The organism is Pseudomonas sp. Irchel s3f7, assembly GCF_900187615.1.
GTDB lineage: Bacteria > Pseudomonadota > Gammaproteobacteria > Pseudomonadales > Pseudomonadaceae > Aquipseudomonas.
Genome location: NZ_FYDO01000008.1, coordinates 151,266 through 166,659, shown reverse-complemented (window position 1 = coordinate 166,659; position 15,394 = coordinate 151,266). Strand labels below are relative to the sequence as shown.

Below are 15,394 nucleotides of genomic sequence, written 5' to 3'. Positions count from 1 at the left end.
CCTGACAGCGCCCGCGAAGAACGCGGGTGTCGTATTCAATAAGAGGAGGACACTCGCATGACCACCCTGACCCGTGCCGACTGGGAACAACGTGCCCGCGACCTGAAAATCGAAGGTCGCGCCTACATCAATGGCGAATACACCGATGCCGTCTCCGCCGAGACCTTCGAGTGCATCAGCCCGGTCGATGGCCGTCTGCTGGGCAAGATTGCCAGCTGTGATGCCGCCGACGCCCAGCGCGCTGTGGAAAACGCCCGTGCCACTTTCAACTCCGGTGTCTGGTCGCGTCTGGCACCAGCCAAGCGCAAATCCACCATGATCCGTTTCGCCGGCCTGCTCAAACAGCATGCCGAAGAGCTGGCCCTGCTTGAAACCCTGGACATGGGCAAGCCGATCAGTGACTCCCTGTACATCGACGTTCCAGGCGCGGCGCAAGCGCTGAGCTGGAGCGGTGAAGCCATCGACAAGATCTACGACGAAGTCGCAGCCACTCCGCACGATCAATTGGGTCTGGTGACCCGCGAGCCGGTAGGCGTGGTTGGCGCCATCGTGCCGTGGAACTTCCCGCTGATGATGGCCTGCTGGAAACTCGGCCCGGCACTGTCCACCGGCAACTCGGTGATCCTCAAACCGTCGGAAAAATCCCCGCTGACCGCCATCCGCATCGCGGCGCTGGCCGTTGAAGCCGGCATTCCGAAAGGCGTGCTGAACGTGCTGCCAGGTTACGGTCACACCGTCGGCAAGGCCTTGGCCCTGCATAACGACGTCGACACCCTGGTGTTCACCGGTTCGACCAAGATCGCCAAGCAACTGCTGATCTACTCCGGCGAATCGAACATGAAGCGCGTCTGGCTCGAAGCCGGCGGCAAGAGCCCGAACATCGTGTTCGCCGATGCGCCGAACCTGCAGGACGCTGCCGAAGCTGCTGCCGGTGCGATCGCGTTCAACCAGGGCGAAGTCTGCACCGCCGGTTCGCGCCTGCTGGTGGAGCGTTCGATCAAGGACAAATTCCTGCCGCTGGTGATCGAGGCCCTGAAAACCTGGAAGCCGGGCAACCCGCTGGACCCGGCGACCAACGTCGGCGCGTTGGTGGACACCCAGCAGATGAACACCGTGCTGTCCTACATCGAATCGGGTCACACCGACGGTGCCAAGCTGGTGGCTGGCGGCAAGCGCATTCTGGAAGAAACCGGCGGCACTTATGTCGAACCGACGATTTTCGACGGCGTGAGCAACGCGATGAAAATCGCCCAGGAAGAAATCTTCGGGCCGGTGCTGTCGGTCATCACCTTCGACAGCGCTGAAGAAGCCATCGCGATCGCCAACGACACGCCGTATGGCCTGGCCGCTGCAGTCTGGACGACCGATATCTCCAAGGCGCATCTCACCGCCCGCGCCCTGCGTGCCGGTAGCGTGTGGGTCAACCAGTATGACGGTGGCGACATGACCGCTCCGTTTGGTGGTTTCAAACAGTCCGGTAACGGTCGCGACAAATCGCTGCATGCGTTCGACAAGTACACCGAGCTGAAGGCGACCTGGATCAAGTTGTAAGCCGTTAGGGGGCCTGTTGTAGAGCAGGCCTCCAAACGACACAGATTCCTTGTGGGAGCGAGCCTTTGTGGCGAGGGAGCAAGCCCCCTCGCCACAAAGGCTCGCTCCCACAGTGCTTTGTGTTGCACATAAAAATATCCACAGGAGCGTGGTACATGCGTTGGGCGACGTATTTCGCCGTGTTGGCGTCTGTCTTGAGTGTTGGCCTGGCCCTGGGGGTCAGTATGCCGCTGGTGTCGTTTCGCCTGGAAAGCTGGGGCTACGGCTCGTTTGCTATCGGCGTGATGGCGGCGATGCCGGCCGTTGGCGTGTTGCTGGGGGCGAAGATCTCGAGTCACCTGGCGGCGCGTTTCGGCACGGCGAATCTGATGCGCCTGTGTCTGTGGGCCGGGGCGGTTTCCATTGGTTTGCTGGCGCTGCTTCCGAGCTATCCGATCTGGCTGGTGTTGCGGTTGATGATCGGGGTGATCCTGACCCTCGTCTTCATCATCGGTGAAAGCTGGATCAATCAATTGGTGGTCGAACAATGGCGCGGACGGTTGGTGGCGCTGTATGGCAGCTGCTATGCGCTGAGTCAGCTGGCCGGGCCGGTGTTGCTGGGCTTCATCGGTACCGATCACGATTATGGTTTTTGGGTGGGCGTCGGATTGTTGATGAGCGCGCCGTTCCTGTTGTTCGGTCGAAGCGGCGCGCCCAGCAGCGAGGCCAGCAGCGTGACCCTGACCGACTTGCTTGCTTTCTGTCGTGGCCTGCCGGCGATTGCCTGGGCGGTGTCGCTGTTCGCGGCGTTCGAAGCGATGATCCTGACGCTGTTGCCGGTTTACTGCCTGCGCCAGGGCTTCACCACGGAGATCGCTTTGGCGATGGTCAGCACGGTGGTGGTCGGCGATGCGATCCTGCAGTTGCCGATTGGCGCCTTGGCAGATCGCCTGTCGCGGCGTGCTTTGTTCACCGGTTGTGCGGTGGTTCTGTTGGTGTCGAGCCTGGCGATTCCGATGCTGATCGATACGCTGCTGATCTGGCCGTTGTGGGTGTTGTTTGGCGCCAGTGCCGGTGGGCTGTTCACCTTGTCGCTGATCCTGATCGGCGAGCGTTATCGCGACGATGCGCTGGTGCGGGCCAATGCGCACGTCGCCCAGCTCTGGGGGATCGGATGCCTGATCGGGCCGTTGCTGGCCGGTGCGGGCAGCCAGTGGATCAGCGGGCATGCGTTGCCGTTGTTGATGGCGGTCGGGGCCTTGGGTGTGTTGATTGTGGTGTCGCGGCAAGGGGCGTTTGGCACGGCCGCAGAACCAGCCTGAGGAACAACAAACTGTGGCGAGGGAGCTTGCTCCCTCGCCACAATGGATCATTGGCTGGTTACAACATCTTCTCCAGGCCGACGGTATTGCTCAGCCAGGCATTGAATCGCCGCCACCAGTCTGCCGGCTCTCGGGTCAGGGTATGCGTGTTGCCGTTGTCTTCGGTGGTCCACACGACCTGTTCGTTTTCCAGTTTCACCTGATAACTCAGGGCTGGCGCCATGCCTTGCATCGCCAGTTCGCGGACCTTCGCGGCCAGTTCCGGGCTGTCGACCAACACGCCGACTTCGGTGTTCCACAAGACCGAGCGCGGGTCGAAATTGAATGAGCCGATGAAGGATTTCTGCTGGTCGAAGATGATCGCCTTGCTGTGCAGGCTCGAATCGGATTCGCCGTAGGATTTGGTGGAGAACAGGCGAGGTCCGCTACCGCTTTCATCGCCGGGCTGGCGGCGCAGCTCGAACAGCTGCACGCCGTGTTCCAGCAGGGCCTTGCGATAAGGCGCGTAGCCACCGTGCACCGCCGGTACGTCCGTGGCTTCCAGCGAATTGGTCAGCAATTTCACCGAGACCCCGGCATCAGCCCGTCCGGTGAGGTACACCAGGCCCGGTTGTCCCGGTACAAAGTAGGCCGAGACCATGATCAGTTCTTTTCTGACGCCATCGAGTTCCGGCGCCAACTGTGTGGTCAGCAGCAAATGCGGATCAGGTTCGCCGTCGGCCAGCACCTTGCTCGGCGCATCCCACAGCGCCTGATTCCAGGCCCAGATCAGTTCCTGGCGCCAGGCGTCCAGGCGTGGATGTGTGGTGTAGGTCATCAGGTGCTGATAGAGCGCGTGATTCTGTTGGCGCGATTCGGCCAGGGATTTTTCCAGTCGGCTGCGGGTTTCTTCAAGGTCCTTGGCCGTCGGTTTTTCCGACAGGAACTCCTCGATCGGCTTGCTCAGGGCGCTGTTCCAGTACTGGTCGAAACTCTGTCCCAGCTGCTCGGCGACCGGGCCGACACCGAGCAAGTCGATGTCGGTGAAGTTCATGTTGGTCTCGGCATCGAAATACTCGTCGCCCAGATTGCGCCCGCCGACAATGGCCATGCTGTTGTCCGCCAGCCACAGCTTGTTGTGCATGCGTCGGTGTTGCCGTGACAGGTTGAGAAACCGCCCCAAGGTTCGCGTGACGCCGGTGCTGCGGCCCAGATGCAAGGGATTGAATACGCGGATCTGGATCTTGGGATGGGCTGCCAGGGTCGCAATGGTGCGGTCCTGGCCGTCGCTGGTCGTGTCGTCGAGCAGAATGCGAAAGCGTACGCCGCGGTCGGCGGCCTTGAGCATTTCATCCACCAGCATGCGTGTGCTGATGCCGTCATGCACGATGTAGTACTGCAAATCGATGCTGCTCTGAGCATGGCGGATCAGTTCGGCCCGCGCAGTGAAGGCTTCAGTACCGTCAGACAACAGGCGAAAACCCGATTGCCCCTGATAAGGCGCGGCTTGCGCCTTGACCGAGCGACCGAACGCGGAATCCGTCGCCGGCAGTACCTGGCTCGGTTGAACCTGAAGGTCGAAGTTGGCACAACCGCCTAGAAACGAGGCAAGTAGCAGAAGAGCAAGCAGGGGCTGTCTGGCGCTCACGTAGGCTCGTTCCGATTGGCGGCTGTTGGCATATGGACGCTGGTTTTCCGAGAAAAGTCAGTCGGTCAGTCGTGCGCTTTCTGCCAGCAACTGGATGGCGGTTGCGCCGACCTTGCGCACCGCTTCTTCAATCAGCGGTGTTGGTTTGGCAGCGTAGTTCATGCGCAGGCAATTGCGGTATTTGCCCGAGGCGGAAAAAATGCTGCCGACTGCAATCTGTACGCCTTGGTCGTGCAGGGCACGATTCAGTTTCAGCGTATCGAAGCCGTCCGGCAGCTCGACCCACAACATGAAGCTGCCTTGGGGGCGGCTGGCGCGGGTGCCGGCCGGGAAATAGCGGGTGACCCAATCGAGCATCATGTCGCGATTACGCTGGTATTGCGTGCGCATCCGCCGCAAATGCGGTTCGAAATGCCCGCCCTTGAGGAATTCGGCGATAGCAATTTGCGGTTGCGGCGCCGTGGAGCCGGTGCTGATGTATTTCATGTGCAGCACCCGTTCCAGATAGCGGCCGGGCGCGACCCAGCCGATGCGCAGGCCCGGCGCCAACGTCTTGGAAAACGAACTGCACAGCAGCACGCGACCGTCCTCGTCGAAGGACTTGATCGTGCGCGGGCGCGGGTAGGTGTAGGCCAGCTCGCCATACACATCGTCTTCGATGATCGCGACATCAAACCGCTGGGCAAGCGTCAACAACGCACGTTTGCGCGACTCGGGCATGATGTAGCCCAACGGGTTGTTGCAGTTGGGGGTCAGCTGTATGACTTTGATCGGCCATTGCTCCAGCGCCAGTTCCAACGCTTCGAGGCTGATCCCGGTCAGCGGATCGGTCGGGATTTCCAGGGCTTTCATGCCCAGGCCCTTGAGGGTCTGCATGGCGCCGTGAAAGCTCGGGGAGTCCACCGCCACAATGTCCCCCGGTTCGCAGATCGCCCGAACGCTGGTGGACAGGGCCTCATGGCAGCCGGTCGTCACCACCAGATCGCTGGCGCTCAACTGGCAGCCGGAGTCGAGCATCAGGCGGGCGATTTGCTCGCGCAGTTCCAGGTTGCCGTGGATGTTGTCGTAATACAGACCGGGCATGTCCTGCCGCCGACTGATGCGCGCCAGATCGCGCAGCAGCGGTTTCATGGTCGGCGAGCTGATGTCCGGCATGCCCCGGCCCAGTTGCACCACGTCTTTGCGTGGCACTGCGCGAATCAGCTCCAGCACCTGATCCCACTGGGAAATATCCACCGGACGCTGGGCCGGGCGGCCCACTGCGGGCAGATCGGGCAATTCTCGACAGGCCGGAACGAAATACCCGGACTTGGGCTTCGGCATCGCCAGGCCGCTGTCTTCCAGCACCCGATAGGCCTGCTGCACCGTGCTCAGGCTGACTCCATGCTCGACGCTCAATGCCCGCACCGACGGCAGCCGGTCACCGGGGCGATAGAAGCCCTGTTCGATACGTGTGCCGAGCAATTCGGCGAGGTTGACGTAGAGGGTCATGGCGCAGCCTCGGTGTTGGTGATTCGGTAGACCAGTACAGATGACGCAGAAATACGCCATTCAGTCGCAAAAACGGCAAATCTGTATGGAGTTAATACAGTTTGTTTGAATCTGTAACGATTTTATTCGCCCGCGCATCATGGAACCTCTGGCTACCCAAGTAAACAGGAGCAACCACCATGAACGGCTTGAGCGATGTGCGGCTGACGTTACACAGTCAGGAACTGGAGACCGGGCAGAAGGACACTGCGCGCCATGCGCTGATGCGTAACGCGTCGTCCGGCCTGGGTCGCTGGGATCTGTTCTGGCAGCGTCTGCACACGCGCAGGGCGTTGCTGGCGCTGACGCATGATCAGCTCAAGGATATCGGGCTGACACGGGAGCAGGCGCGGGAGGAAGGGTTGAAGCCTTTCTGGCGGATCTGAGTTTTGCAGTGTTCTTGTGGGCCTCTTCGCTGGCAAGCCAGCTCCTACAGGTTTTGCGCGGAACCTGTAGGAGCTGGCTTGCCAGCGAAGGCGCCGGAACTGCCACAAAACAATCTTTCAGACCAACTCTTTCAGCCGATGCCACAACATCCCCAGCGCCAACAGCGGCGAGCGCAGATGCTTGCCACCCGGGAAGGTGATGTGTGGCACCTTGGCGAACAAATCAAAACCACCGCCGTGCTGCCCGCTGATGGCTTCAGCCAGTAGCTTGCCGGCCAGGTGCGTGGCATTCACACCATGACCGGAATAGGCCTGGGCGTAATACACGTTCGGCTGGTCATTGAGTCGGCCGATCTGCGGCAGGCGATTGGCGCCGATGCCGATCATGCCGCCCCACTGATAGTCGATCTTCACGTCAGCCAATTGTGGAAAGACTTCGAGCATTTTCGGCCGCATGTACGCAGCAACGTCTTTCGGATCGCGTCCTGAGTAATGACAAGCACCGCCGAACAACAGGCGTCGGTCCGCCGAGAGCCGGTAATAATCCAGCGCCACCCGTTGATCACAGACCGCCATGTTTTGTGGCAGCAACGCGTGGGCGAGCTCTTCACTCAAAGGCTCGGTGGCAATGATGTAGCTGCCCGCCGGCAGGACTTTGCCGCTGAGTTCGGAATTGAGCCCACTGAGATAAGCGTTGCAGCCCAACACCAGCGTCTTGGCGCGAACCGTACCTTGGGCGGTATGGACCTTGACCTCTGGACCGTAGTCGATGCGCGTGACAGCCGATTGCTCAAACAGCTTCACCCCCAGTTGCTGCGCAGCGGCCGCTTCGCCCAAGGCCAGGTTCAAAGGATGCAGATGCCCGGAGCCCATGTCGATCAAACCGCCGACATAACGCTTGGAACCGACCACGGTGTGCATTTCATGGGCTTGCAGCAAACGGGTCTCGTAGCGGTAGCCGAGACCGCGCAGTTCTTCGGCATCTTCGGCGAAGCCTTCGAGGTCCCGGGGTTTGTTGGCCAGGTCGCAGTAACCCCACGTCAGGTCGCAAGGGATCTGAAAACGCTCGACGCGTTGGCGGACGATTTCCACCGCTTCCAGGCCCATGAGTTTCATCTGCCGAACACCGTCGACGCCGATGATGTTGGCGAATTGATCGAGGCCATGGCCGACGCCGCGAATCAGTTGCCCGCCGTTGCGCCCGCTGGCACCCCAGCCGATTTTATGCGCTTCGAGCAGCACCACACTCAGACCGCGTTCGGCCAGTTCAAGGGCCGTGTTCAACCCGGAAAATCCCCCGCCGACCACGCAGACATCGGCCAGCACTTCGCCTGTCAGCGCTGGATATTCTGGCTGCGGCAAACTGCTGGCGGCGTAGTAAGACGCGGCGTGTTGGTGGCTTGGGGCGGGCTGTTGAGCACGGGCATTCATGTGCATGCTCCTGATTTTTGTGTCTGGAAAATTTGCAGGAGCATAAGCCGGACGTTCCTGAGTGGGCAACATTGGTCGGCTAGCGCTGTCTGGATCGGGTTTTTTGCGTCAGAATCGCGCTCTATTCCGCCTTCGGTTACCGCTTCAATGAGCTGCAACAGTCAGACAATTCGCACCTTGCGCCAACAGATTCCCTCGTTCGAGTGCGTCCCCGGCTGCCATGACTGCTGCGGGCCGGTGACCACCTCGCCGGAGGAAATGTCGCGTCTGCCGCGCAAGACTCGCGCCGAGCAGGATGCGGCGATGGATGAACTCAATTGCGTTCATCTGGGTCCGAACGGTTGCACGGTGTATGAAGAGCGGCCGCTGATCTGCCGGCTGTTCGGGACCACCAAAACCTTGCCGTGCCCGAATGGGCGCGGGCCGGTGGAACTGATTCATCCGCGGGTGGAGAAGCAGGTGTTCGAGTACATGGCCTCGAACCGACAGGTGTTGGTTTAGACCCTCGAACCGAGTTTTCCGCATCGCTAGCAGGCTAGCTCCCACAGGGTGCGAGTGAACCACGGATTTGTGTTCACCACCGAACCTGTGGGAGCCAGCCTGCTGGCGATAGCAGCACCACAAATGTCAGTCCGGAATCGGCAGGGTCAGGCTCTCTTTCACCTCTTCCATCACGATGTAGCTCTTGGATTCCCGCACATGCGGCAGCTTGAGCAGAATGTCGCCCAGCAGCTTGCGATACGAAGCCATCTCGGAAATCCGCGCCTTCACCAGATAGTCGAAATCCCCTGACACCAAGTGGCATTCCAGCACGTGGGGCAATTTCAGCACCGCACGGCGGAACTCCTCGAACGTATCACCGGACTTGTAATCCAGGCTGATCTCGACGAACACCAGCAAACTCCCCTTCAGGTGCTGCGGATTGAGCCGGGCGTTGTAGCCCATGATGATCCCTTCGCGCTCCAGGCGCCGGACCCGCTCAGTACAGGGCGTGGTCGAGAGCCCGACCTTTTCTCCAAGCTCTGTAAAGGAAATCCGCCCGTCCGCTTGCAGGATCCGCAGGATATTGCGGTCGATCTTGTCCAGCTCACGTTTGGTCTGAGTGTTGGTACGCATAGGGGATGCGCCTCCGTGAAAAGGGTTTTTGCCGAGAATTGTCGCCAAATATAGGCGCTTATATAGTGAAAAGCACTGGCAAATCTTTTTTACACTGCGCGTATCTAAAGCTCTCAATAACAAACGTCAGCGGTTAGCCGCGATGAGGGATATAAAATGCGCGTCATGGTCTTGGGTAGCGGCGTCATCGGTACCACCAGTGCTTATTATCTGGCCCGTGCCGGGTTTGAAGTGGTGGTCGTGGACCGGCAGCCGGCTGCCGCGATGGAGACCAGTTTCGCCAACGCAGGGCAAGTGTCGCCAGGCTATGCCTCGCCGTGGGCTGCGCCGGGCGTGCCGCTCAAGGCTATCAAGTGGCTGTTGCAGCGCCACGCCCCGCTGGCGATCAAGGCGACTGCGGACATCGATCAGTACCTGTGGATGGCCCAGATGCTGCGCAACTGCACCGCCAGCCGTTATGCGGTGAACAAGGAGCGCATGGTCCGTCTGTCCGAGTACAGCCGTGACTGCCTCGACGAACTGCGTGCTGAAACCGGCATTGCCTACGAAGGCCGCAGCCTCGGTACCACCCAACTGTTCCGCACCCAGGCTCAACTCGACGGCGCCGCAAAAGACATCGCCGTGTTGAAAGAGTCCGGCGTGCCGTTTGAACTGCTCGACCGTGAAGGCATTGCCCGCGTTGAGCCGGCACTGGCCAGCGTCACCGACATCCTCGCCGGTGCCCTGCGCCTGCCGAATGACCAGACTGGCGACTGCCAGATGTTCACCACCAAGCTCGCCGAGATGGCTACGAACCTTGGCGTGCAGTTCCGTTTCGGTCAGGACATTCAGCGCCTCGACTTCGCCGGTGATCGCATCAACGGCGTGTGGATCGACGGCAAGCTGGAAACCGCCGACCGCTACGTGCTGGCCCTCGGCAGTTACTCGCCGCAACTGCTCAAGCCGTTGGGGATCAAGGCGCCGGTGTACCCGCTCAAGGGCTACTCCCTGACCGTGCCGATCACCAACCCGGCGATGGCCCCGACGTCAACCATTCTCGACGAGACCTACAAGGTCGCGATCACCCGTTTCGACAACCGCATCCGTGTTGGCGGCATGGCCGAGATTGCCGGTTTTGACCTGTCGCTGAACCCGCGTCGCCGTGAAACCCTGGAGATGATCGTCAACGATCTTTATCCTCAGGGCGGCGATCTGGCCCAGGCCGATTTCTGGACCGGCCTGCGTCCGACCACTCCGGACGGCACCCCGATTGTCGGCGCCACCCCGTTCAAGAATCTGTTCCTGAACACCGGTCACGGCACACTCGGCTGGACCATGGCGTGCGGCTCCGGTCGCTTGCTGGCTGACCTGATGGCGAAGAAAAAGCCGCAGATCAGCGCCGAAGGCCTCGATATTTCCCGTTATGGCAAAAAAATTCAGGAGTCTGCAAAGCATGTCAGTCCAGCGCCAGCTCACCAATGAGCGCATGAGTCAGATCGTCACCCATAACGGCACGGTGTACCTGGCCGGGCAGGTCGGCGACGACATGAACGCCGGGATTGAACAGCAGACCCGCGAAACCCTGGCCAACATCGAGCGTTTGCTCGATCTGGCCGGCACCGACAAAAGCAATCTGTTGTCGGTGACGATTTACCTGAAGGACATCGACGCGCATTTTGAAGGCATGAACGCGGTGTGGGACAAGTGGCTGCCAAAAGGCGTCGCCCCGGCCCGCGCCACCGTCGAATCGAAACTGTGCGAACCGGAAATCCTGGTCGAGCTGTCGGTTGTCGCCGCTCTGCCATAAGCTTTCAGACAGATCCCTCTCCCGGTGCTGCCGGCGGTTTACGCCACCAGTCAGCGCCGGTTTTTCTTCCCGATGACCCGACCAGAAGTCTGCCGCCATGCGTCCTGCCCGTGCCCTGATCGACCTTCAAGCCCTGCGTCACAACTACCGAATCGCCCGTGAACTCACGGGGGCCAAAGCCCTTGCCGTGATCAAGGCCGATGCCTATGGCCATGGCGCCGTGCGTTGTGCCCAGGCACTCGAAGCCGAGACGGACGGTTTTGCGGTAGCGTGTATCGAAGAGGCGTTGGAGCTGCGGGCGGCGGGCATTCGTGCGCCGATCCTGTTGCTGGAAGGTTTTTTCGAAGCCGATGAGCTGGCGCTGATCGTCGAGCACGATTTCTGGTGCGTGGTGCATTCGCTGTGGCAACTCGAAGCCATCGAGAAAGCCTCACTGAACAAACCGATTACGGTGTGGCTGAAGCTTGATTCGGGCATGCACCGCGTGGGGCTGCACCCGGCGGATTATCAGGCGGCCTACCATCGACTGTTGGCCTGCGGCAAAGTCGCGAAAGTGGTGCTGATGAGCCACTTTGCCCGTGCCGATGAACTGCACGAGCAGGCCAGTGCCGATCAGGTGGCGGTATTTGAAGCGGCGCGCAAGGGCTTGTCCGCCGAGGTCAGCCTGCGCAACTCGCCGGCGGTGCTCGGATGGCCGCAGATTCCGAGCGATTGGGTGCGCCCAGGCATCATGCTCTATGGCGCCACACCTTTCGAAGAAGCCAACGAAGTAGCATCGCGCCTGCAACCGGTCATGACCCTGGAATCGAAAGTGATCAGCGTGCGTGAATTGCCGGCCGGCGAACCTGTCGGTTACGGCGCCAAATTCATCACTCAAAAACCAATGCGCATTGGCGTCGTGGCCATGGGCTACGCCGACGGCTACCCGCGTCTGGCACCGACCGGCACGCCAGTGCTGGTGGCAGGGCAGCGCAGCCAGTTGATCGGCCGGGTATCGATGGACATGCTCTGCATCGACCTGACCGATGTGCCGCAGGCCGGTCTGGGGTCGACCGTCGAATTGTGGGGCAAAAACATCCTCGCCAGTGACGTGGCCATCGCCGCCGGCACCATTCCTTATCAGATTTTTTGCAACCTGCGCCGGGTGCCACTGCTCTATTCCGGGGCTTAGTGCCAAACGCGGCGGACCGGAAGTCGCCTCGCTGAACAGGATTCAGGTCAAAGTGTTGTAAATACTGAACGCTGTCGCCATGATAACGCTCACTATTCCAACAATTGAATCCTGGAGGCGCAAGCTTTGGACGTCGGTGAACGACTGCAATCCATCCGTAGGCTCAAAGGCCTTTCCCAGCGTGAACTCGCCAAACGGGCGGGGGTCACCAACAGCACGATTTCGATGATCGAGAAAAACAGCGTCAGCCCCTCGATCAGTTCGCTGCGCAAAGTGCTGGGCGGAATTCCCATGTCCATGGTCGAGTTCTTTTCCGAAGAAATCCTGCAGGAGAAACCGACTCAGATCGTCTACAAGGCCAACGAGCTGATCGATATTTCCGATGGCGCGGTGACCATGAAACTGGTCGGTCGGGCGCACCCGAGCCGGGCTATCGCATTCCTCAATGAAATTTACCCGCCAGGCGCCGACACCGGTGACGAGATGCTCACCCACGAGGGCGAGGAAACCGGCATTTTGGTCGAAGGCAAACTGGAGTTGGTGGTCGGGCAGGAAACTTTTGTGCTCGAAGCCGGCGATAGCTACTACTTTGAAAGTACCAAGCCACACCGTTTCCGGAATCCGTTCGATGCGCCAGCGCGACTAATCAGCGCAGCCACACCGGCGAATTTCTAAGAGAAGCGGCGTCCTGTCAGCCTCGCAGAGGCGGTCAGGCGGCTTTTCCGCCGCCGCCTAAGACCCCTTCGACTTTGGGGTTGTTTCAGTGCGACGGGCTTACCGCTATACTTGCGCCCGCCTGCGAACCGTGGCCGTAGGCGTGACTAGCCACCATTGAGGGTGAACGCGTGAATCTAATTATGAAAATGCTGGCTGTACCAGCAACCGTATTGGCCCTATGGGCTGCCAGCGCTCAAGCTGCGACCAACGACGAAATTGCCAAACGCCTTGAGCCGGTCGGCCAGGTCTGTGTGACAGGTAAAGAGTGCAAGGGCATGGAAGTCGCCGCTTCGGCTGGCGGCGGCGGTGGTGCCAAGGCACCTAAAGATGTTATTGCCAAGCATTGCAACGCTTGCCACGGCACCGGCCTGTTGGGCGCGCCGAAAGTCGGCGACAAAGCGGCCTGGAAAGAACGCGCCGATCACCAGGGCGGCCTCGACGGCATCCTGGCCAAAGCCATTACCGGTATCAACGCGATGCCGCCTAAAGGCACCTGCGCCGACTGCTCCGACGACGAGCTGAAGGGCGCCATCAAAGAGATGTCCGGTCTGTAACCAGCCCGCCTCTTTCGCGAAGAAGCCGCTTTCGAGCGGCTTTTTTGTGCCTGCGATTTTTGTTGCTTACCGTAGGAGCGAGCCTGCTCGCGATGGTCGTTAACGATAACTTGGCGAACCTGAAACCCCGCGGCGTCTGAGAGTCCTTCGCGAGCATGCTCGCTCCTACACGGTTTTTGTGTGGGGCGATGGTTTTTTACAGGCTGTTCAATGCAGCAAAGACCCGGCAAGCTCGGTCCAACCCCATACCATGGAATGCGAGGGAGGTTCGGATGGTTCAGTTGTGTACTATCGAACAAGCGGTCGATGACGTTCTGGCGCGGTTGCCGGCGCATATTCACATGGGCCTGCCGTTGGGATTGGGCAAACCCAATCATTTCGTCAACGCGCTGTATCGACGTATCGCCCAGTTGCCCGAGCGGCGGCTGACGATCTACACCGCACTGTGCCTGGGCCGTCCGTCCTTGGGCGATGGCTTGCAGAAGCGTTTCCTCGAGCCCTTCACCGAACGGGTCTTCGGCGATTATCCGGAGCTGGATCTCCTCGCCGACCTGCGCCGCGACAACCTGCCGGGCAACATTCACATCCAGCAATTTTTCATGCAGCCCGGCAGCCTGCTCAACAGCCCGCCTGCCCAGCAGGATTACGTCAGCAGCAACTACAGCCACGCGGCGCGGGACATCAATGCGGCTGGGCTGAACCTGGTGGCGCAGTTGGTGGCCAGCCATGCCGAGCACCCTGATCGCTTGAGCCTGAGCTGCAACCCGGACATCACCCTCGACCTGTTGCCCATGATCGCCAAGCGCCGCGCCGTCGGGGAAACTATTCTGCTGGTCGGCCAGGTCCACAACGATCTGCCCTATATGCCGGGCGATGCGGAGGTCGGCATTGATACGTTCGACCTGCTGATCGACGAGAAAGACAGCACCACACTGTTTTCCACGCCCAACATGCCGGTAGGTTTTCAGGACCATTTCATCGGGCTGCACGCCAGCACCCTGGTGCGTGATGGCGGCACGCTTCAGATCGGCATCGGTTCGATGGGCGATGCGCTGACGGCAGCGCTGTTGGCCAGGCAGACGGAAAATGATGGCTACAAAGCTTTGCTGGCGGATGTAAATCTCAGCCACTGGGCGCAGTTGATCGAGCGCGAAGGGGGCCTCGAACCTTTCGCCAAAGGCCTGTACGGTTGCAGCGAAATGTTCGTCAACGGCTTGCTGATGCTGTCCGACGCCGGAATCGTGCGGCGCAAGGTCTACCCGGATGTTGAAACTCAACAGCAGGCGAATGCCGGCACCCTCGACGAAGCGGCAACCGATGGCATCTCGGTGCACGGTGGCTTCTTCCTCGGGCCGCGCAGCTTCTACGAACGCTTGCGTGAGTTGCCACAGAGCAAGCGGCTTGAATTCAACATGACCCGCATCAGCTACATCAACGAGCTCTACGGCCAGGAAGAACTCAAGCGGTTGCAGCGTCTCGATGCGCGGTTCATCAACACGGCGTTTACCGTGACCTTGCTCGGCGCCGCCGTGGCGGATCAGCTGGAAGACGGACGTGTACTTAGCGGCGTGGGCGGGCAGTACAACTTCGTGGTGCAGGGGCATGCACTGGCAGGCGCGCGCTCGGTCTTGTTGCTGCGCAGCTGGCGCGAATCCGGCGGCGACGTCAGCTCGAACATTGTCTGGGAATACGGCCACTGCACGATCCCCCGGCATCTGCGCGATGTCGTGGTGACCGAGTACGGCATCGCCGATCTGCGCGGCAAGACCGATGCGGCAGTGATCGAAGCGTTGCTCAATATTTGCGATTCACGCTTTCAACAGGGATTGATCGAGCAGGCGCAAAAAGTCGGCAAGTTGCCGAAGGGTTTTCAGCTTGATCCACGTTTCAGTGATAACCGACCGGAGCGCTTGCAGGGCATTGAGGCGCGGCATCCGAATCTGTTTCCGGAGTATCCGTTGGGTTGTGATTTCACCGACGTGGAGCGGGATGTGTTGCGGGCGCTGAACTGGCTCAAGAGCAAATTCAAGCTGAGTGAAGTGCTGGAGTTGGGCAAGGCAGCGCTGGATGCGCCGGAGCCTGGGGCGTTTCCTGAGCATCTGGAACGCATGCAGCTGAGCAAGCCGGAAGGGTTGAAGGAAGACTTGTATCAACGGCTGTTGCTGGCGGGCCTGAAAGCCACCGGGCAATAACTGCCCATCCCAAAACCAACTGTGGGAGCTAG

General features: G+C 60.4%; 14 protein-coding genes. 10 read left to right on the top strand and 4 right to left on the bottom strand.

Going from position 1 to position 15,394, the window contains the following annotated elements:
- Positions 1 to 57 precede the first annotated feature (57 nt).
- Complete coding sequence (locus tag CKW19_RS09350) at positions 58 to 1,551, top strand: aldehyde dehydrogenase (RefSeq protein WP_095057642.1); 1,494 nt, start codon at positions 58 to 60, stop codon at positions 1,549 to 1,551.
- Positions 1,552 to 1,706: 155 nt separating this feature from the next.
- Complete coding sequence (locus tag CKW19_RS09345) at positions 1,707 to 2,852, top strand: MFS transporter (RefSeq protein WP_095057641.1); 1,146 nt, start codon at positions 1,707 to 1,709, stop codon at positions 2,850 to 2,852.
- A gap of 58 nt (positions 2,853 to 2,910) precedes the next feature.
- Here CKW19_RS09345 and CKW19_RS09340 read toward each other — a convergent pair whose 3' ends face one another.
- Together CKW19_RS09340 and CKW19_RS09335 are read right to left on the bottom strand one after the other, a co-directional pair.
- The gene (locus tag CKW19_RS09340; protein WP_095057640.1) at positions 2,911 to 4,479 is read right to left on the bottom strand and encodes a phospholipase D family protein; all 1,569 of its coding nucleotides are present in this window, start codon (positions 4,477 to 4,479) and stop codon (positions 2,911 to 2,913) included.
- Positions 4,480 to 4,536: 57 nt separating this feature from the next.
- Entirely contained in the window at positions 4,537 to 5,970 is a 1,434-nt protein-coding gene (locus tag CKW19_RS09335; protein WP_095057639.1) for a PLP-dependent aminotransferase family protein, read from the bottom strand.
- Positions 5,971 to 6,149: 179 nt separating this feature from the next.
- Here CKW19_RS09335 and CKW19_RS09330 point away from each other — a divergent pair, with 179 nt between their 5' ends.
- Positions 6,150 to 6,395 carry a DUF1127 domain-containing protein gene (locus tag CKW19_RS09330; protein ID WP_095057638.1) on the top strand — a complete coding sequence of 82 codons (246 nt, stop codon included), beginning with the start codon at positions 6,150 to 6,152 and terminating at the stop codon, positions 6,393 to 6,395.
- Positions 6,396 to 6,512: 117 nt separating this feature from the next.
- Here the strand turns inward: CKW19_RS09330 and CKW19_RS09325 are convergent, their stop codons facing one another.
- The gene (locus tag CKW19_RS09325) at positions 6,513 to 7,826 is read right to left on the bottom strand and encodes an FAD-binding oxidoreductase (RefSeq protein WP_095057637.1); all 1,314 of its coding nucleotides are present in this window, start codon (positions 7,824 to 7,826) and stop codon (positions 6,513 to 6,515) included.
- A 147-nt stretch (positions 7,827 to 7,973) separates the two neighbouring features.
- On the opposite strand from CKW19_RS09325, the gene CKW19_RS09320 reads away from it, so the two are divergent.
- A complete protein-coding gene (locus CKW19_RS09320; RefSeq protein WP_095057636.1) occupies positions 7,974 to 8,327 on the top strand; it encodes a YkgJ family cysteine cluster protein in 354 nt (117 codons plus the stop codon).
- A gap of 126 nt (positions 8,328 to 8,453) precedes the next feature.
- Here the strand turns inward: CKW19_RS09320 and CKW19_RS09315 are convergent, their stop codons facing one another.
- Positions 8,454 to 8,942, bottom strand: coding sequence for an Lrp/AsnC ligand binding domain-containing protein (locus CKW19_RS09315; RefSeq protein WP_007975155.1), 489 nt, complete (start codon positions 8,940 to 8,942; stop codon positions 8,454 to 8,456).
- 156 nt (positions 8,943 to 9,098) lie between these two features.
- On the opposite strand from CKW19_RS09315, the gene dadA reads away from it, so the two are divergent.
- From dadA to CKW19_RS09285, 6 genes are all read left to right on the top strand, one after another.
- A complete protein-coding gene (dadA, locus tag CKW19_RS09310) occupies positions 9,099 to 10,403 on the top strand; it encodes a D-amino acid dehydrogenase (RefSeq protein ID WP_095057635.1) in 1,305 nt (434 codons plus the stop codon).
- Positions 10,375 to 10,728 carry a RidA family protein gene (locus CKW19_RS09305; RefSeq protein ID WP_095057634.1) on the top strand — a complete coding sequence of 118 codons (354 nt, stop codon included), beginning with the start codon at positions 10,375 to 10,377 and terminating at the stop codon, positions 10,726 to 10,728. Before dadA ends, CKW19_RS09305 begins: the two co-directional genes overlap by 29 nt.
- Positions 10,729 to 10,825: 97 nt before the next feature.
- Complete coding sequence (gene alr / locus CKW19_RS09300; RefSeq protein ID WP_095057633.1) at positions 10,826 to 11,899, top strand: alanine racemase; 1,074 nt, start codon at positions 10,826 to 10,828, stop codon at positions 11,897 to 11,899.
- A gap of 126 nt (positions 11,900 to 12,025) precedes the next feature.
- On the top strand, positions 12,026 to 12,574 hold the full coding sequence (locus tag CKW19_RS09295; RefSeq protein ID WP_053163807.1) for a cupin domain-containing protein: 549 nt from the start codon (positions 12,026 to 12,028) through the stop codon (positions 12,572 to 12,574).
- 182 nt (positions 12,575 to 12,756) lie between these two features.
- Positions 12,757 to 13,170, top strand: a complete 414-nt coding sequence (locus tag CKW19_RS09290) for a cytochrome c5 family protein (RefSeq protein ID WP_095057632.1) — start codon at positions 12,757 to 12,759, stop codon at positions 13,168 to 13,170.
- A gap of 272 nt (positions 13,171 to 13,442) precedes the next feature.
- Positions 13,443 to 15,362, top strand: coding sequence for an acetyl-CoA hydrolase/transferase C-terminal domain-containing protein (locus CKW19_RS09285; protein ID WP_095057631.1), 1,920 nt, complete (start codon positions 13,443 to 13,445; stop codon positions 15,360 to 15,362).
- The last annotated feature ends 32 nt before the right edge of the window (positions 15,363 to 15,394 follow it).